16 protein-coding genes are annotated in these 17,877 nt (G+C 43.5%); 7 read left to right on the top strand and 9 right to left on the bottom strand.

What is annotated here, in order from left to right; translation table 11 throughout:
* Window positions 1–431 precede the first annotated feature (431 nt).
* Window positions 432–3,191, bottom strand: a complete 2,760-nt coding sequence (gene polA, locus K5Q73_RS15475) for a DNA polymerase I (protein WP_220762595.1) — start codon at window positions 3,189–3,191, stop codon at window positions 432–434.
* Between the two features lie 387 nt (window positions 3,192–3,578).
* On the opposite strand from polA, the gene elbB reads away from it, so the two are divergent.
* Window positions 3,579–4,232, top strand: coding sequence for an isoprenoid biosynthesis glyoxalase ElbB (gene elbB / locus K5Q73_RS15470; protein ID WP_220762597.1), 654 nt, complete (start codon window positions 3,579–3,581; stop codon window positions 4,230–4,232).
* A 102-nt stretch (window positions 4,233–4,334) separates the two neighbouring features.
* Here elbB and glpG read toward each other — a convergent pair whose 3' ends face one another.
* The 4 genes from glpG to K5Q73_RS15450 all read right to left on the bottom strand — a co-directional run bounded on the left by glpG (window position 4,335) and on the right by K5Q73_RS15450 (window position 7,916).
* A complete protein-coding gene (gene glpG / locus K5Q73_RS15465; RefSeq protein WP_220762599.1) occupies window positions 4,335–5,174 on the bottom strand; it encodes a rhomboid family intramembrane serine protease GlpG in 840 nt (279 codons plus the stop codon).
* 18 nt (window positions 5,175–5,192) lie between these two features.
* Window positions 5,193–5,501 (bottom strand): thiosulfate sulfurtransferase GlpE, encoded by a 309-nt coding sequence (gene glpE, locus K5Q73_RS15460; protein ID WP_220762601.1) that lies wholly within the window; start codon window positions 5,499–5,501, stop codon window positions 5,193–5,195.
* Window positions 5,502–5,608: 107 nt separating this feature from the next.
* Window positions 5,609–6,634, bottom strand: coding sequence for an L-threonine 3-dehydrogenase (gene tdh / locus K5Q73_RS15455; RefSeq protein ID WP_220762603.1), 1,026 nt, complete (start codon window positions 6,632–6,634; stop codon window positions 5,609–5,611).
* Window positions 6,635–6,719: 85 nt separating this feature from the next.
* Window positions 6,720–7,916: a glycine C-acetyltransferase gene (locus K5Q73_RS15450; RefSeq protein ID WP_220762605.1), complete on the bottom strand. Its 1,197-nt coding sequence runs from the start codon at window positions 7,914–7,916 to the stop codon at window positions 6,720–6,722.
* 329 nt (window positions 7,917–8,245) lie between these two features.
* Between K5Q73_RS15450 and K5Q73_RS15445 the strand changes: the two genes are divergently transcribed.
* Window positions 8,246–9,022, top strand: coding sequence for a glycosyltransferase family 2 protein (locus K5Q73_RS15445; protein ID WP_220762606.1), 777 nt, complete (start codon window positions 8,246–8,248; stop codon window positions 9,020–9,022).
* Here K5Q73_RS15445 and K5Q73_RS15440 read toward each other — a convergent pair.
* Window positions 9,017–9,670 (bottom strand): TetR/AcrR family transcriptional regulator, encoded by a 654-nt coding sequence (locus K5Q73_RS15440; RefSeq protein ID WP_220762609.1) that lies wholly within the window; start codon window positions 9,668–9,670, stop codon window positions 9,017–9,019. The two genes, K5Q73_RS15445 and K5Q73_RS15440, sit on opposite strands and share 6 nt — an antisense overlap.
* A gap of 166 nt (window positions 9,671–9,836) precedes the next feature.
* Between K5Q73_RS15440 and waaA the strand changes: the two genes are divergently transcribed.
* Complete coding sequence (gene waaA, locus K5Q73_RS15435; protein WP_220762611.1) at window positions 9,837–11,102, top strand: lipid IV(A) 3-deoxy-D-manno-octulosonic acid transferase; 1,266 nt, start codon at window positions 9,837–9,839, stop codon at window positions 11,100–11,102.
* A gap of 69 nt (window positions 11,103–11,171) precedes the next feature.
* Here the strand turns inward: waaA and K5Q73_RS15430 are convergent, their stop codons facing one another.
* Window positions 11,172–11,903, bottom strand: a complete 732-nt coding sequence (locus tag K5Q73_RS15430; protein ID WP_220762613.1) for a 3-deoxy-D-manno-octulosonic acid kinase — start codon at window positions 11,901–11,903, stop codon at window positions 11,172–11,174.
* Between the two features lie 85 nt (window positions 11,904–11,988).
* Between K5Q73_RS15430 and K5Q73_RS15425 the strand changes: the two genes are divergently transcribed.
* The 4 genes from K5Q73_RS15425 to K5Q73_RS15410 all read left to right on the top strand — a co-directional run bounded on the left by K5Q73_RS15425 (window position 11,989) and on the right by K5Q73_RS15410 (window position 16,513).
* Complete coding sequence (locus K5Q73_RS15425) at window positions 11,989–13,071, top strand: glycosyltransferase family 9 protein (RefSeq protein WP_220762615.1); 1,083 nt, start codon at window positions 11,989–11,991, stop codon at window positions 13,069–13,071.
* A gap of 63 nt (window positions 13,072–13,134) precedes the next feature.
* On the top strand, window positions 13,135–14,217 hold the full coding sequence (locus K5Q73_RS15420; RefSeq protein WP_220762617.1) for a hypothetical protein: 1,083 nt from the start codon (window positions 13,135–13,137) through the stop codon (window positions 14,215–14,217).
* Window positions 14,218–14,506: 289 nt separating this feature from the next.
* Window positions 14,507–15,514 carry a CDP-glycerol glycerophosphotransferase family protein gene (locus tag K5Q73_RS15415; RefSeq protein WP_220762772.1) on the top strand — a complete coding sequence of 336 codons (1,008 nt, stop codon included), beginning with the start codon at window positions 14,507–14,509 and terminating at the stop codon, window positions 15,512–15,514.
* Between the two features lie 3 nt (window positions 15,515–15,517).
* Window positions 15,518–16,513: a glycosyltransferase family 52 gene (locus K5Q73_RS15410; RefSeq protein ID WP_220762619.1), complete on the top strand. Its 996-nt coding sequence runs from the start codon at window positions 15,518–15,520 to the stop codon at window positions 16,511–16,513.
* Between the two features lie 40 nt (window positions 16,514–16,553).
* Here the strand turns inward: K5Q73_RS15410 and K5Q73_RS15405 are convergent, their stop codons facing one another.
* The gene (locus K5Q73_RS15405) at window positions 16,554–17,273 is read right to left on the bottom strand and encodes a 3-deoxy-manno-octulosonate cytidylyltransferase (protein WP_220762621.1); all 720 of its coding nucleotides are present in this window, start codon (window positions 17,271–17,273) and stop codon (window positions 16,554–16,556) included.
* A gap of 12 nt (window positions 17,274–17,285) precedes the next feature.
* Window positions 17,286–17,877, bottom strand: a 592-nt coding sequence (locus tag K5Q73_RS15400; RefSeq protein ID WP_220766153.1) for an HAD family hydrolase, incomplete at its 5' end; no start/stop codon positions are given.

The raw sequence follows: 17,877 nt of genomic DNA, 5'->3' as shown, positions 1-17,877 counted from the left end.
AGTAATTACTCTAAAATTTATTTCAGACGAAAAAAAGCCCCAGCGAATTAGATTCACTGAGGCGCCATAATTTGGCCATTTACTACAAAGTAGCAAACGTAAAAAAAAGGTCTGAAAGATAGAACATCTTAACCTCTGTACCCTACGCCGAGAATATTACTCCATTAAACGCTATATGAAAAACTGTTTTTGTAAAAAACACACAATAATGTGATGGGTATCTCAATGTTTGTTCAATAAAGATACACTAAATGATCGTAAAATTTCAGTTTAACGATTAAATATCAAGTGTTTATATTTGTTTTGCGGTGTTGTTGGTTTTCACGGCTAAGAGAACGGCGGTTGCATGAATACGAACAATGTGGAAGAAACAGGTAAATATACAGGAAGATGACTGGCGAAATGCTCCGCCAGTCATGGGTTCTGAGGAGTTAGTGAGCTTGTTCCCAGTTGTCGCCAATGCCAGCTTCTGCCAGTAATTCAACATCGAGCTTGGCAGCAGCAGCCATCAACTCACAGACCTTCGCTTGAAGACTATCAGCCTTGGCCTCATCGACTTCAAACACCAATTCATCGTGAACCTGCATGATCATAATTATTTCGCCTTGGGTATCAGTTTCAATCCACTGAGCGATATTAATCATGGCTTTCTTAATGATGTCGGCAGCGGTACCTTGCATAGGCGCGTTGATCGCAGCGCGTTCTGCTGCTTGTCTACGCATCGCGTTTCTATCTTTAATCGCTGGCAGATAGAGGCGACGACCGAATAGCGTCGATACATAACCCAGATCGGCTGCGATAGCACGGGTCTCTTCCATATACTTAAGCACGCCCGGATAGCGCTTAAAGTAGGTGTCGATATAGCTTTGTGCTTCGGCTCTTGGGATATCAAGTTGCTTGGCAAGACCAAAAGCAGACATACCGTAGATCAAACCGAAGTTCACTGCTTTGGCGCGGCGACGCTGATCGACAGTCACTTCACTAAAGTCAACATCAAACACTTCTGCAGCGGTCGCTTTATGAATGTCTTTACCTTCAGCAAAAGCCGTCAATAGACCTGCATCTTGTGAAAGGTGCGCCATAATTCTCAATTCGATTTGCGAGTAATCGGCTGCAAGGATTTTTTTACCCTCAGGTGCAATAAACGCGTGGCGAATACGGCGACCCTCTTCGGTACGGATTGGAATGTTCTGCAGGTTAGGCTCGCTTGATGACAAGCGCCCCGTTGCTGCATTGGCTTGATGGTAGCTTGTATGTACACGGCCCGTTCTAGCATTAACCATTAATGGCAGTTTATCTGTGTAAGTGCTTTTTAGTTTAGCTAGGCTGCGATGCTCCAAAATAATCTTAGGCAGCGGATAATCTAGCGCTAACTCCACTAACACTTCTTCTGCAGTCGATGGTGCACCTTTAGGGGTCTTCTTGATCACTGGGTAGCCCAGTTTTTCAAAGAATAGTGCCTGTAACTGCTTAGGTGAGCTTAAGTTGAATGGCTCGCCGGCAATTTCATGGGCTTTATGTTCTAGCTCATCAATCTTACGGGCAAGTTCTTCACTTTGCTGGCCAAGCAACATGCTATCGATTAACACGCCTTGACGCTCAATATTAGACAGTACGTTAACTAGTGGCACTTCAATATCAGTAAATACACTAGCAAGCTCTGATTGCTTTTCTAGTCGCGCCCATAGGTGTTGATGTAAACGCAGGGTAATATCGGCATCTTCAGCGGCATAAGGTGCGGCTGTGTCTAATGGGATTTGATTAAACGTAAGCTGCTTAGCCCCTTTTCCGGCAATTTCTTCAAAGCTAATATTTTTATGACCAAGATACTTAAGCGCTAAATCATCCATGTTGTGCTTAGAAGCAACAGAGTTAAATACATAAGACTCGAGCATAGTATCAAACTGCACGCCACGTAAGCTGATGCCAGCGTTGGCAAATATGCTAATGTCGTATTTAAGGTTTTGACCAACCTTTTTAAGATTTTCATCTTCAAGCAGTGGTTGTAGTTTTTCAAATACAAGGGCGCTATCTAATTGCTCGGGTGCATCGACGTAGTCGTGAGCTAAAGGTAGATAAGCAGCTTTCCCCGCTTCAACTGCAAAAGATATCCCTACTAACTTAGCTTCCATATAGTTGAGGCTAGTGGTTTCGGTATCGATAGCGATAAGCTCGGCAGCGGTTAATTTTTCAATCCAGCTATCGAGTTGCTCTAGGGTTAGAATGGTTTCGTATTCAATTTCAATATCTAGCTTTGCTGCAGGTGCATCATCGTCGGCAGCCGCTGAAGCAGTAGCTTTATCGCCACTGTTATCGAGCACTTCTGCTAACCAGCGTTTAAATTCCATCTCACCATAACATTTGATTAGCTCATCTTTGTTAGCAGGCTCAATCGACAGCTGGTGCCAGTCTTGCTCAAGTTCAACGTCTAACTTGATGGTAGCTAACTCATAACTGAGTTTAAGCATGTCGGCATGCTCAATAATTTTAGCTGGCATGGTCTTAGAACCACGGAAACCTAGCTCTGGCATTTTCTCTGGTGCAGCAAGGATCTTATCGACCCCACCAACACCTGTTAGCATAGCGAGTGCGGTTTTTTCGCCTACACCAGGTAGCCCTGGAATGTTATCGGCCTTATCACCCTGAAGCGCTAATAGATCGATAATCAACTCAGGACCCACACCAAACTTTTCGGTAACCTCTGCAGGCCCCATGATGGTGTTGGTCATGGTATTAATTAGTGTGACGTTTTCATCCACTAGTTGCGCCATATCTTTATCGCCAGTACTGATAAGAACCGCACGGCCTTCTTTACTGGCTTGAGTTGCAATGGTGCCGATAACATCGTCGGCCTCAACGCCAGAAATACACACTAGCGGTAAACCAAGTGCCTTAATGATTCTGTGTAGAGGTTCAATCTGGTGGCGCAGATCATCTGGCATAGGTGGGCGCTGGGCCTTGTACTCCGAATACATATCATTGCGGAATGTTTTGCCTTTTGCGTCAAAAACCACCGCCATTTGTGATGGCTTATATTGGTTTAACAGGCTACGAAGCATGTTGATAACGCCGTAAACGGCGCCAGTTGCCTCCCCCTTTGAATTTGTTAGGTGAGGTGGTGCATAGTAGGCGCGGTAAAGGTATGAAGAACCATCCACAAGAATTAAAGGGTTATCGGCAATTTTAGGCATAGTTAAGTATTTATATATCGGAGTTCGATGATGGCGCTAGCATGCCATATTAGGGCAATTTCGGCCACGTAAATATAAAATACAGCCTGTGGATAACTCTGTGAATGAATCGGTGGAAGTCGATCTTGATTAAAAAATGCAACAACAAGCAATAAGCCTAAGTCGTTGAAAACTAGCTGGTTAAATTAAATGTGTGAAGTGGGTTCTATTTTGACCATTTGAACTAAATATGTGGACTTTTTATTTTTATGCATTTTTGAAGTCCATTTTCTGGTTAAATATTGCTCGCCTGCTAAAGTGTTGACCTAACTTAGCATGATAAATAATCTGATCAAGCTGTTTATTGCAATTTTGTTAAAACAATATGATATATAAAGAGGCTTTTTAATGAAAAAAATAGCGGTACTTTTAAGTGGCTGTGGTGTTTACGATGGTACAGAGTTACATGAGTCTGTTTTAGCTCTATTGGAGATAGCCAGAGCAGGCGCAAGTTATCAATGTTTTGCACCGGATATTACTCAATTACATGTGGTTAATCATTTAACTGGGCAGGTTGAAGAAGCTGAAACACGCAATGTGCTCGTTGAGTCGGCGAGAATAGCTCGTGGTGAAATTAAGGCCGTAGATGAACTTAATATTGCCGAATTTGATGCTTTGGTGATCCCTGGTGGTTTTGGTGCCGCTAAGAATCTATGCGATTTTGCCGTATCGGGTGCCGAGCATGACGTTGAGCCAAGTGTGAAGCGATTTATCTCGCAGTTTGCTAATAGTCATAAGCCGGTAGGCTTTATTTGCATTTCACCTGTGATGATCCCCAAGCTCTATCCTTTAGGGGTTAGCGGCACTATCGGCAGTGATCAAGGTACTGCTGTAGCCTTTGAGCAGCAAGGTGGCAAGCACCAGTCTGCGCTTGTGAATGAAATTATCGTCGATGAACAACATAAGGTGGTGAGTACACCGGCTTATATGTTAGCTACTGATATTGTTGAGGCGCACTCAGGCATTAGTAAGCTGGTAGAGAAAGTACTGCAAATGGCCTAATACGTGAGCAAAGCTCGCTATTGTTCGTTGCTAAATTTAAGCCCGCATTCAGCGGGCTTAATTTTTAATGAATAGGTTTCAGCTTAGTGGCTTGTTGAGTCACTATATCTTACGGGTCTTACTGTCGATAAAGCCCTGAATAACTCCCACTAGTAAACCACCAAGGTGAGCACCGTTGGCGATAGATAGGCCAAACATATCGGTAAAACCAAAGACTAACCATAAAAGCATAAAGCCGATATATGCCGGTGGTAGGCCGATGCCTGATTCGGGTCGTTTTACGCCCATGACCCATGTATAGCCAACAACCGCATAGACCACGCCAGATAAGCCGCCAAAGCCAGGTCCCGCCATGTAATACTGCAAAATATTGGGTAGCGTACCACCAACGATTAACAGGATAAATAGCGGGGTAAAGCCGAGTTTATTTTCAATTTTACCACCTAGATACCACCACCAGAGTAAGTTAAAGATGATGTGCATGGCTGAAAAGTGCAGCAGGCTCGGGGTAAATATCCGCCAGAACTCACTCAGTGAGGCTGGGGAGGTGGCACCAAAAAAAGATAGGTGCTCGAAGATAGGGTTAGCAAAGCCAAGATTCATCGCGGCATAGATAGCGACACAAACAAAGAATACCAGCAGGGTAAGTGGACCAGCACCGGTTATAAATTGGCTGACTAGCTGCAGGCTTGGGCTACCATAATCTAGCTTAGTGTGAGTATCGCCATTATCCCATGACGCGGCGAGATACTTTTCGTCATAAGGGTTATTAATAAAGGATTGGAACTCGCGTTGGGCGCGATCAAAGTGTTTTTCATCATGGATCATTAATGCCACACCATGTTCGGTCGGCACTAATTCACAATCAATTTTCAGCCCTTTTAGGTAGTCGATGAGAGCCTGTGCTGCGCGACTATTAGGTAGTCTGCCAATCTCTATCATTATTGTACCCTCTTGCTGCTATAAATTGGCCTGATGCCAAGCAGTGTAACCACCATCTAGGCTGAATACGTCATCAAAGCCTTGCTCATTAAGGTAAGTGGCTGCACTTTGGCTGCTGATCCCATGATAGCAAACAACAATAAGCGGCAGATCCATGTCGGCATCGCCAATAAAATGGGCTAAGTTGTCATTGGTTAGATTGACAGAACCAAGAATATGACCGGCTTCGTAGCTGGCTGCATCTCTGATATCAACGATTTGTAGTTCGTCTGATTCAGCTTGCATCTGAATAAGTTGATTAACACTAAGATGTTGAAAAGCTGACATAGAAAACCTGTATTGATTGGATTAGAAAAGATAAAAGCGACTGTAATAACCTCTGAGGAATATTACAGCCACTTAATTGGAGAATAAATCAAAAGCTAACTAATGATTTAATCCCAGTTGAGGATCACTTTACCAGATTGACCTGAACGCATGGCATCAAAGCCTTGCTGGAATTCATCAATACTATAATGGTGGGTGATGATTGGAGAAATATCGAGTCCAGACTGGATAAGGCTTGCCATCTTATACCAGGTCTCAAACATCTCACGGCCATAAATGCCCTTAATGATAAGGCCTTTAAAGATCACCTTGCTCCAGTCGATAGCCATGTCACCACCTGGAATACCTAGCATGGCAATTTTGCCGCCGTGGTTCATGGTGTCGAGCATAGAGTGGAATGCCGAAGGCACGCCTGACATCTCTAACCCCACATCGAAGCCTTCTGTCATGCCGAGTTCCTGCATTACATCTTCTAGCTTCTCTTTGGCAACGTTAACTGCACGGGTTGCGCCCATTTTTTGGGCTAGCTCTAGGCGGTACTCATTCACATCGGTGATCACCACATGGCGCGCACCTACGTGACGACATACGGCTGCTGCCATAATGCCGATAGGACCTGCACCTGTGATAAGAACGTCTTCACCGACAAGGTCGAATGACAGCGCAGTATGCACCGCGTTACCGAATGGATCGAAGATAGAGGCCAAATCGTCAGAGATATCATCAGGGATTTTAAAGGCGTTAAATGCAGGGATAACTAGGTATTCGGCAAAGGCACCTTCACGGTTTACACCTACACCCGAAGTATTGCGGCATAAGTGAGTGCGACCACCACGACAGTTACGGCAATGGCCGCAAGTGATATGGCCTTCACCCGATACGCGGTCACCTACAGTGAAACCGCGAACTTCTTGGCCCATATCAACCACTTCGCCAACATACTCATGACCCACAACCATAGGTACAGGAATGGTGTTTTGTGACCACTCGTCCCAGTTGTAGATATGAACGTCAGTACCGCAGATAGCGGTTTTACGAATTTTAATTAATAGATCGTTATGGCCCACTTCTGGTTTGGGCGCATCAACCATCCAGATGCCTTCTTCAGGCTTTAGCTTGCTAAGTGCTTTCATTTTATAACCTATTACAGGCCGGCAGTGCGGCTTGCTGAATGTCATTCAAAAAGGGCTACAAACAGTAGCCCTTATTGATTTAATTTTAGCCGATGATACCCATCTCTTTCGCTATACGGGTAAAGGCTTCAATCGCCTTGTCTATTTGCTCTTTGGTGTGAGCTGCAGACATCTGAGTACGAATACGCGCCTGACCCTTTGGTACCACAGGGAAAGAGAAACCAATCACGTAGATGTTTTCAGTTAATAGGCGGTTAGCAAAATCGCCAGCTAATTTTGCGTCACCAATCATTACCGGAATAATGGCGTGATCGGCACCACCAAGGGTGAAGCCTGCCGCAGTCATTTGCTCACGGAAGTAACGGCTGTTTTCCCAAACGGCTTCGCGTAGCGCTTGGCCAGATTTGAGCATCTCAAGCACGTGGATAGATGCGGTGACGATTGATGGGGCCAATGAATTAGAGAACAGGTAAGGGCGAGAGCGTTGACGCAACCAGTCGATGACTTCTTTTTTACCTGAAGTGAACCCTCCCGATGCGCCGCCAAGGGCTTTACCTAAAGTACCAGTAATGATGTCTACGCGATCCATCACTTCACAGTACTCGTGAGTACCACGACCTTCTTGGCCAACAAAACCCACGGCGTGCGAGTCATCGACCATTACTAGTGCGCCGTACTTATCAGCAAGATCACACACACCTTTTAGGTTGGCAATCACGCCGTCCATTGAGAACACACCGTCGGTAGCGATCATGATGTTGCGAGCGCCAGCTTCTTTAGCGGCGATAAGCTGTGCTTCAAGATCAGCCATGTCGTTGTTAGCGTAACGGAAGCGCTTTGCTTTACATAAACGCACGCCATCGATAATCGATGCGTGGTTTAGAGCGTCAGAAATAATCGCGTCTTCTGCGCTTAATAAGGTTTCAAATAGGCCCGCGTTAGCATCGAAGCATGAAGAATAAAGAATGGTGTCTTCCATGCCTAAAAACTCGCTAAGGCTAGCTTCTAGTTGCTTATGGATATCTTGGGTGCCGCAGATAAAACGAACCGACGCCATACCAAAACCGTGAGCATCGAGGCCAGCTTGGGCTGCCTTAATAAGCTCTGGGTGGTTAGCTAAACCTAGGTAGTTGTTAGCACAAAAATTAATAACTTGGTCGCCATTAACTTCAATTGCAGTTTGTTGAGGAGAAACAATGACTCGCTCACTTTTATACAAGCCTTCGGCTTTTACGTCATCAAGCTGTTGATTTATTTGGTCGTAGAATGAGGTCTTAGGCACCTTTATTCTCCTTAATTAGCATTATTTTGAGTATTGGAGTGCTGGCATTTTAACCTTAATTTGTGCGGCTCTACAGCCTTTTTTTTAATACAGAAATTGGGATTATTTAGATTAGGGAATAACGAAACTTAACATTAGTAAAACTAATGAATGTTGATTTTATGTTATTATTTGTTTGGTAGTGATTAAGGAAGCTAAAAAGGCTTATTTATCTTTGGATAGAGTTGTTTGTTATTGGTGCTATGAACTCGTTGGAGTTACAAGCGCCACAGTGCAGTGCTACTATTTAATCAATAATCTACTGTGTTTTTATTAAGTGTTTTTATTAAGTGTTTTTAATTGTCACGACCTATAATTGGCCTGAAGCGTTAAGAAAAGTGCTTGATAGCATTGCCTTACAAACTGTCCCTCCCTTTGAAGTGATAATCGCTGATGATGGGTCCAGCGCTAGCACGAAACAACTGCTTGAAGCGTATCAGTCAAAGCTAAAGTGTCCGTTAATTCATTGCTGGCAAGAAGATAGAGGATTTCGCGTTGCAAGAAATCGAAATCACGGCATAGTGACCAGTAAAGGTGACTATATCGTTTTTATTGATGGCGATATGATTTTAGCGCCCAAATTTATTGAAGATCATATTGCAGTCGCTGAGCCAGGTTACTTTGTTCAAGGAAGGCGGGCTTATCTTAATGAGCAGGTTAGTTCAATGCTGTTAACAACCGAAAAAATGCCGCACATTTTTATGAAAGGGGTTAAACATCGCGAGCAGGCGATGCGACTCGCTTTTTTGCCTAAAAGTATCACCGAGAGTAAGCGCAGCTCACTCGCTAGAGCTATGACTGCAAACTGTGCTTTTTGGCGTGATGATGTCTACAGGGTTAATGGCTTTAATAATGATTTTGAAGGCTGGGGCCCCGAAGATATTGAGTTTTTCCAGCGGCTTTTTAATACTGGTTTAAAGTGTAAGAAGTTAAATTTTAAAAGTAACTGCTACCATATTTATCACCCTTCGAGTTCTACAGCATCTCTAGCACATAATCATAAACTACTTGATGACACTATAAAGCAGCAACTTGTAGAGTGTGAAAATGGCTTACGGCAGCTATAAGTCCGATTGGCTTGCTAAATTTTGGTAATAGTCCTCTAGCCTTGAGAATGTATCCTTAGAGCTTGGTGTGGCGTAGGATTTAAATAGCATGATCACCCGCAGCAGTCCTTCATACAGCGACTCTTTAGTGATAGAACCTATGTTTGACTGAGTTTGGGTAAGCTTATAGCTGATCCAAAAGCTGACTAGCATTTTTATGGTGTCGGCTAAAGGCTTAATGTCTTCAGCATTAATCGCTAAGAAGCCATCTTGAGTTAATTTTTCTAGTACACCGCTTGAGCGTTCAAGCACATCTTGTTGGGCCTTGAGGTAGCGGTTTTTTAAGGTTTCATCGCGGCTGAGGATGTCGGCAAGGTTGGCATACATAAAGCGAAACTGCCAAAGGGTGTAAAACATCGCATCGAAATAGCCGATTAATAGATCGACATTGACCTCTTTATCGACATAGGGCTGAAAACCCGACTCGAGATGTTGCTCATAAAGACCAAAAATCGAACGTATGATGTCTTCCTTATTGCGGAAGTGGTAATAGAGATTGCCAGGGCTAATATTTAGGTGGGCGGCGATATGATTGGTTGTGATTGCTCTCTCGCCATGTTCGTTAAATAACTCTAAACTGGCTTGTACGATCTTGTCACGGGTCTTCATATTCATCCTAAATGGTTAATATTCTGTATCACTTGCTTGGCTCGCACTTGACCGATAATTGCCTCTATTTATGCCTAATCACACAAGTGTCATTACGTTAAGGCTTGACTATCATGTTAGCATTAACGCAATTGTTCAAGTAAAACGCAACAAAGTAGCCAATTTGATGAATCGTAGTCTCTATTCTTTAGCTTTATATCTAATTAGTCCTCTGTTACTGGTGTATCTTGCGGTGCGTGCTTTTAAAAGCAAAGATTATCGTGGCCGTTGGAGTGAGCGTTTCGGTTTTAAATCATTAAAGCAAACCGACCTCTTGGTCCATTCTGTATCAATGGGAGAGACCTTAGCGGCAATTCCGCTGATCAAGCAGATCCAGCAGCGGCACCCAGAGCTAGAGATTACGATTACCACTACCAGTCCAACGGGATCGGCCGAGGTCGTTAAAGCATTTGGCTCAAGCGTGCAGCATTGCTATCTGCCTTTTGATCTCGCTTGGTGTGCTAAGCGATTCGTTAAGCAAGTTGCACCCAAGTGCTGCATTATAATGGAGACAGAGCTCTGGCCTAATTTAATTCATTATCTTAAGCGGGCTGAGTCACAGGTTTTATTAGCCAATGCACGTTTGTCGCAAAAGTCGGCAGATTCATACCGAAAGCATCACAAGCTCACAACGCCGATGCTTAAGCAACTTGATGGTATTGCGGCGCAGTCGCAGCAGGCAGCAGAACGCTTTATTGCTTTAGGTGTTGCGCCTGAGCGAGTCAGTGTTTGTGGTAGCTTAAAGTTTGATATCAGTATCGATGAGCAACGTATTAATACGGCGAAAGCGCTTAGGCAACAATGGCAGGCAACTGATAAGCCTGTTTGGGTTGCAGGCTCTGTACATCCGGGTGAGTTTGATTGCTTGATTGCAGCGCATCAGCAGTTGCTTGCCAAATTCCCTGATGCCTTGATGGTTATGGTACCACGCCATCCTGAGCAGTTTGATGCTGCCGCCTTAGCCGTAAAATCCGCTGGGTTAGCCTTAGTTAGGCGTAGCTCTGCTGCGCAGCTGTCAGCTGAAACTCAAGTGGTGTTAGGTGACACTATGGGAGAGTTACTGACCTTTTATGCTGCTGCCGACCAAGCTATTGTCGGGGGCTCACTGATTGTGCATGGTGGTCACAACCCGCTTGAACCTGCTGCGTTGGGACTGCCTGTGATGATGGGGCCTAATTACCGAGATTTTGTTGAAATTACTGAGCTACTTGTCTCTGCTGGTGGACTAAAAATTGTTGATTCAAGTGAAGCATTAGCCAATAACTTGATTTACTTGTTTGATGATAAAAAGGCTTATCGCCAAGCGAGTGAGGCAGCAAAATCTGTGGTTGAGCAGAACCGTGGATCGCTGGCTAAGCAGCTGGCAGTAGTGGAAAGTTATATTCAGCGTTAGTGTGGTAAGTGATATCAGTAAAAAGGTCAGCTTTGTACTGACCTTTTTTATTAAATTTGACTGCTAACACTACTGGTTGAGCTTGGCTAAATAGCCTTGATGCAGCTGCTGCCAGTTGTCTTCGCTAAATGCGAGGCTAGGCAGTTTGCCGAGTTCTTTTCTAAAGGAGCGTAGCAGGCGACTCATATTGGCTTGTTGCCATTGACAGTTGCTTTGCCTTAGCTCGCCACGGTCAAAATCAATAAGATAGAATTTGTCTGCGCAGATAAGGATATTCTTCGCATTGAGATCTGCGTGATACACACCATGGTTGTGGAACTGGGCGATGGTTTCCCCCAGTGTTTGCCACTGTTCATCAGGCATAGCACTTTTGCTTAAACGAGCGACTAGGTCTTCGGCACCTTCTACTCGCTCTATTATCAAGTCTGCTCGGTAGAATAGACCTGAACGCTCAACATTGGCAGCAATCGGTTTAGGTACCGCAAACCCTTGCTCAAATAAGGTTTCCAATAAGGCTAATTCAGCCACAGCACGAGTTTTCTCTAAACCAGTAAATAGGTATTGGTCGCGGCTAATCTTTTCTATCAAACCACCACGATAGTAGTGACGAAGCACCCACTGGTTTTGCCCTTCATCAATGCTGCTTGCATCGACAAACCATGTGGTATAACGGCCTTTAGATGAGCCGGTAATGGCAGATTGCTCACGCCAAAAGTCGGCGCCAAACCAGCTAGGTTCGATGCTTGATGGTGTATGTTGGCAATAAGCGATACTGCCTTTGGCGGTTTTTTTATACTTCATAGATAGAATTGTAAGTTAAAGCGTGGAACCTACAGGCATTCTACATTAAGATCGGTGGATTGCGCTAAATAACCTTCGAGCACTAATGAGCCTATCAACTTCAAGTGACAATCAGAACGCTAAATCAAACAGTATAGATTTAAGCAACGCAGAGTCTTTATGTCTATTAAGGCTGTCGGCAATAGGCGATGTTTGTCATGCAGTGGCTATGGTGCAGGCTATTCAGCGCCGCTATCCACAGCTTAAAATCACTTGGATTTTGGGTAAGGTTGAGTATCAACTGCTGAAGCATCTTGAAGGGGTGGAGTTTGTGGTTTTTGATAAATCACAAGGCTGGCGCAGTTACTTCAACTTGAAGCAAGCCCTTAAGGGTCGTAAGTTCGATGTGTTACTGCATATGCAGATCGCCCTGCGCGCGACGATTGCCTCATTAGCTATCTCTGCTAAAACTCGTATTGGCTTCGATCGTTTTAGAGCCAAAGAAGGCCAATGGTTGGTAACTAATCGCCATATTGAACCTCAAGCCACACCACATGTATTAGAGGGGTTTATGGGGTTTGCTAAGGCTGTCGGAGTGACAGACTTGACTCCTAGTTGGAATATACCTGTCCCTGCGATTGACACTGAATTTGCCGAGACGCTTATTCCTAGCAACACGCGAGTATTGGTTATTTGCGCTGCAGCCAGTAAAGCTGAACGAAACTGGTTGCCTGAACGCTATGCTGCGGTGGCAGATTATGCGGTAGCGAAAGGTTATCGAGTCATCTTATGTGGTGGCCCAACCGTACTTGAGCGAGAGCTTGCTGACAATATTCAGAGCGCAGCTAAATCAGAGTTAGAAAACCAAGTCGGTAAAACGACTTTGCTGCAACTGTTAGCAATACTTAAACAAGCGAGTGTGGTATTGGCACCTGATACAGGCCCTGCACACATGGCTGTGACTCAAGGTACGCCAGTTATTGGTTTATATGCCCATTCAAATCCTGGACGTACAGGGCCTTATACCTGCTTAGATTCAGTCGTTAGCGTTTACGATGAAGTGATTGCTCAGCAGAACCCTGATATTGCTATCCCTTGGGGCAAGCGCGCAAAGGGGGGAGATTTAATGGAGAGGATTGATGTTGAAAGTGTTATCGTTCAGTTAAATCGTTTGTTAGATCAACCGTGAGCAAAAATTTTTGTTAGTATGCCCAAAGCATAATACTTCTTCGTAGTTTGATGAGTTGATTCAATGACCCTAAGATCTCCAAAATTTCTTTTTGTACCCGTATCTTCTCCCGAGGGAGTCGGTGAGTACATGCGATCATTGATTGTCGCTAACGAAGTGAAGCGACGCTGGCCTGATGCAACAATTCAATTTATTTTAAGTCGTCATGCGCCTTATGCCTCTACTTGTCCTTATCCAGCAGCACTTTTAGACGATACTCCCACAAAGGATATTAAAGCGGTTAATGACTTTATGTCTTTCTTCCAGCCAGACTTTGTTATTTTTGATGCATCGGGTCGACGCTCACAACTGACCCATGCGAATAAGCTGGGGGCAAAAGTTATTTTCATCAGTCAGCATAAGCGTAAGCGCAGTAGGGGAATGAAAATATTGCGCGCGCGGGTAACCGATAGCCATTGGGTGGTACAGCCTGAATTCGTTATAGGCCCAATTAGTTGGCTAGACAGACTAAAATTGAGGTTAATTGAAAAGCCAGAGCCAACAGTAACTGGGCCAATTTTTGTTAACCCTAACCCCAAGAATCAAGCTACTCTTCTAGGTAAGTATGGCCTAACTGCTGGTGAGTTTATTTTACTCAACGCAGGCTCAGGAGGACACGCTAATCGCCGAGGCTTTATTGTTGAAGAATTTGCTCTCGCTGCCGCCAATATGTATCGAGCGACTAAGCTCCCCTGCGTTATAGTTTACGGGCCTAACTATCCAGACTCTATGACTGAAGCCGAGGGCGTTATTGCTATAAACGAGTTGGAGCATGGGGCATTCATCGATCTACTCGATGCGGCAAAAGTCGCCGTATTAAGCGGCGGCGATACGCTACTGCAGGCCATTGCTTTAAAGAAACCGACCTTATCTGTAGCGGTATCGAAGGACCAGCACCACAGACTAAAAGTTTGTGAAAATAGCGGCTTAACTCTATGCAGTGATAGTGAGGCGCAGAGTATCTCTGATGGCGTTATTAACTTGATGCAGGCTGATAATTTGCAGCAGTTAGAGACATCCTTAGCACATAGTGGCTGTGTTAACGGGCTAGATATGGGGATGAATCTTATAACGCAGTTATTTCAGAGTAAATTTGGCGTTCAGTAATAAAGATTGTTTTTTCCCATATCCGTATGTGGGCTTTATTCGTTCAGACTATAGACACTGTTAGTCCAGTGTATTGCCTAGCGATACCGGTAAATATATTAGATAGGATATTCGAATCGCCAACATCATTGGTAGAAGTCGATATTTTGGCAAAAGTACAAGCAGCACGGATTGCTCAAGAATACTTGGCATTGGTTAAATAAGCATTGAAAAGTGTGTGAGGGGAATTGTTGTGAGTACAAACAACAAACGTTATCTGCTGTATATTGGGCAAAATTATTCATATGCCATGTTAAGACCGCTGCAAGCAGAGATATTGGCTAGAGGTGATGAAGTTTGTTGGTTTCTAGAAGGCGAAGAGGTCAACCCTGCATTTTTAAAGGCAACAGAAAAAAGACTGCTAACTGTTGAAGAGGTCAAGGCTTGGAAGCCTGACGCTGTTTTCGTACCTGGAAACGTGGTGCCTAGCTTTATCCCCGGCGTTAAAGTCGGAGTATTTCATGGGTTTAATGCAGGCAAGCTGAACCGTAGGGGGCGTGTCGATCACTTTGAAATTCGTGATTGCTTTGATCTTTACTGTACCCAAGGGCCAGAGGCTACTATTCCTTTTAAACAGTTGGCCGAAAAAATAGGTACATTTAAGGTTGTTGAAACCGGTTGGGCGACACTGGATCCCATGTTCCACTCCGAGCTAGAGCAGCCTTATGCTGTTGAGGGTGATAACCGTCCTGTCGTTTTACTTTGCTCTACATTCTCGCGCAATTTGTCGTGCGCGCCTGTAATATATGAGAAAATTAAGACTTTATCACAGCAAGGAAACTGGCGTTGGCTGGTGCAGTTCCATCCTAAAATGAACCAAGAGATCATTGATAAATATAAAGCGCTTGAAAACGAAAACTTGAGATTTGTTGAAACGGATAATGTCCTACCATTATTGCAGGCTGCCGATGTGATGCTTTGCGATACATCATCGATTTTGATTATGTTTTTGCTGCAAGGTAAACCCGTGGTGACTTTTAATAATCAGACAAAAGGCTCACATCTGGTGAATGTTAATCGCTTGGAAGATATTGAGCCTGCATTAGCAGAAGCGCTGAGTCATCCTGCAGAGCTGATGAATCAAATTAACCGCTATTGTAATTACGTCCATCCATATCGCGATGGGCTTTCGAGTAAGCGAGTATTAGCTGCTGTTGATGAATTGATTGGTAATGGTCTTGCTGATCTTAAATCTAAACCGATGAACTTTTTACGTCACCTGAAAATGCGTAAAAAACTCGGTTATTGGAAGTTATAAAGAATGAATGTCTTAGAAAAGATAGGAATAGACTCGAATCGAGTTTTGGTATTTGAAAATACTTATTTCAGCTTATTTCTTTATTTAGTTTGTGATGATGGTTGGAAGGAAAAAGATTTTCTTATTTTCGGAGATCGAATTGCTAAATCAACACTGCCAAGATTAGAAAAGTATGCAACTTTACTAGAGGAAAGCGAACAGTTTATGCCTAAGCCTATGCCGAAACTCAAGCATGGGGTATTGAATTACTTTAAGCGCAAAAGAGAGCAGCATAAGCTATTTTCAAAGTATGAACTCTGCATTGGAAATGCAAGAGAGGTTAATAACTGGACGATACGTACTCCGCGTGTGCAAATTGAGGACGGAACATCAACGAGGAATGCGTTGGTTTATGGTGACAGAACTCGTGGACTATTGGGAATTTTAACCCTTAAAGAGCCAAAGAAGATGGCTAAAGTCAATAAGTTTATAATGGCAGAAACTGTTCATCATCCATTAAAACAGTTTGCTGATAAGATCGAAGTGGTTGACTTCTTTTCACTATGGGAGAAAAAGTCGCTAACTGCTAAAGCTGAAATTTTAGATGTTTTGGATGTTGATGCTCAGCAGTTTAATTCAATTGATGCGAACTATAGCATTCTGTTTACTCAACCTTGGAGTGAGATAACTAAAGGCTATAGCGAGGAAAACAAGATTGCAGGGTATAAAAAGTTAGTAGAGGATATGGGAATTGAGGAAGCAAGCTTAGTTATTAAGCCTCATCCAAGAGAACAGACAGACTATAGCCGCCACTTTGCTAAAGCTATTATCTTAAAGCCCAGTTTTCCTAGTGAACTTATGCCAATACTCAATGTAAAGGTGAATAAAGTCATTAGTTTGAATTCTACAGCAGGTGCTTGTTTTAATGGCTTTTGCCGTGAAGTCGTTTACGCGAGGGCACCAAGCTACTTTAAATTTCCTAAGAAACTCGCTGACCACATTAATAACATGAAGATTTAAAATTTTGACGGTTGCTGCGAACTCGCAACCGTCATTACTTTTAGCTCAGTGCTTCTATTACTTTATTCACATCACTAGGTACATCGACTGCGATACTGGAGCTTTTAACCTCTATCATTTGCACTGGAATATCATTCTCTAGAAATCGTAATATCTCAATATCTTCCACCTGTTCTATCGGTGTTTTTTGCTGATGAGAAGCGAAAAACTGTAAGTGAGATTTAGAAAATGCATAGATGCAAACCTGTTTAAAACCGAAAATAAAATCATTAGTTTTCGTAGCCGGGATTGGAGAGCGGCTCATATAAAGTAAATTTCCAGTCTTACTGGCAGTCACTTTGGGGACAGTAAAGGAGCGAAATTCCTCCTCAGAGGTGATCGGACACATGGCATTGATAACAGTATCAGGGTTAGCTTTGTAACTTGCGATGACATTACAGATATCTTCAGGGTTTATTAATGGCTCATCACCTTGAACATTGATAATAAAGTCACAATTCAGCTGCTGATTAGCCTCCGCTAAGCGGTCTGTACCAGTTAAGCAACTAGCTGAAGTCATAATGACCTTAGCACCAAAAGCATTGCAACTGGTTTGGATCTGTTCACTATCAGTAGCAATATAAACTAACTCTTTACCAACGGCCTTGCAACAACGCTCCCATACCCTTTGAATCATTGATTTACCAAGAATATCGACAAGAGGCTTACCGGGAAATCGGCTAGATTGAAAGCGTGCTGGAATAACAACGGCGTACTTCATTGAGAAAGATTCCTAAACTTGGTTGTTCGAAGGTAATGTTGGCCAATGCATGAGAATAGTAAAGTCGTACTCCTGCGATAAAGATTGCATCGTATCAGTAACATTAGAGTAGGGGAGATAACAGAAGAAGTCGATGCCATTTGCCACACTCGCTTCAAAGTCTGACACCGCATCCCCTACCATTACGGCATTGGAATTAGATTTTTCTTTTAATATGTTTTCTAACAATATTGTTTTAGCTGTGGGAGAACCGTATATGCCGTCGAAATATTGTTCTAAACCTCTAGCCCTGAATACTTCACGCAGCTCTCCTTGCTCTGAGCCGCTAGCAACATACTTTTCACCTGGTAAAGATTGGATTAACTCTATAAAACCAGGCGTTAACTCCGCAGTTAGGTATAGACTTTTACATTGTCTAGAAAAGTCATTTAGAATTTCTTGCTCAATTAGTGCTTTTTCTGCTTCAGCGACAGTGAGTAGATTATTAACGAAATGCTTAACATGATGGAAGCGAGATTTTCCAAAGTTGTTGGCAAAATACCTAGTACATAAATTGACTTCAGCTTCCTTGAAAGAAAGCGCAATGAGCGCTTTCTCCATAGCT

It is taken from the genome of Shewanella sp. MBTL60-112-B2, assembly GCF_019655055.1.
Classification (GTDB): Bacteria; Pseudomonadota; Gammaproteobacteria; order Enterobacterales; family Shewanellaceae; genus Shewanella.
This window is presented reverse-complemented; position numbering and strand designations above follow the sequence as displayed.

Excerpts from the sequence above, each read along its gene's own strand:
- K5Q73_RS15420 (WP_220762617.1), top strand. The coding sequence starts at position 13,135 with ATGACCCTAAGATCTCCAAAATTTCTTTTTGTACCCGTATCTTCTCCC.
- polA (WP_220762595.1), bottom strand. The coding sequence starts at position 3,191 with ATGCCTAAAATTGCCGATAACCCTTTAATTCTTGTGGATGGTTCTTCA.
- K5Q73_RS15425 (WP_220762615.1), top strand. The coding sequence starts at position 11,989 with ATGAGCCTATCAACTTCAAGTGACAATCAGAACGCTAAATCAAACAGT.
- K5Q73_RS15415 (WP_220762772.1), top strand. The coding sequence starts at position 14,507 with ATGTTAAGACCGCTGCAAGCAGAGATATTGGCTAGAGGTGATGAAGTT.
- glpE (WP_220762601.1), bottom strand. The coding sequence starts at position 5,501 with ATGTCAGCTTTTCAACATCTTAGTGTTAATCAACTTATTCAGATGCAA.
- tdh (WP_220762603.1), bottom strand. The coding sequence starts at position 6,634 with ATGAAAGCACTTAGCAAGCTAAAGCCTGAAGAAGGCATCTGGATGGTT.
- waaA (WP_220762611.1), top strand. The coding sequence starts at position 9,837 with ATGAATCGTAGTCTCTATTCTTTAGCTTTATATCTAATTAGTCCTCTG.
- elbB (WP_220762597.1), top strand. The coding sequence starts at position 3,579 with ATGAAAAAAATAGCGGTACTTTTAAGTGGCTGTGGTGTTTACGATGGT.
- K5Q73_RS15440 (WP_220762609.1), bottom strand. The coding sequence starts at position 9,670 with ATGAAGACCCGTGACAAGATCGTACAAGCCAGTTTAGAGTTATTTAAC.
- K5Q73_RS15430 (WP_220762613.1), bottom strand. The coding sequence starts at position 11,903 with ATGAAGTATAAAAAAACCGCCAAAGGCAGTATCGCTTATTGCCAACAT.
- K5Q73_RS15405 (WP_220762621.1), bottom strand. The coding sequence starts at position 17,273 with ATGAAGTACGCCGTTGTTATTCCAGCACGCTTTCAATCTAGCCGATTT.
- glpG (WP_220762599.1), bottom strand. The coding sequence starts at position 5,174 with ATGATAGAGATTGGCAGACTACCTAATAGTCGCGCAGCACAGGCTCTC.
- K5Q73_RS15410 (WP_220762619.1), top strand. The coding sequence starts at position 15,518 with ATGAATGTCTTAGAAAAGATAGGAATAGACTCGAATCGAGTTTTGGTA.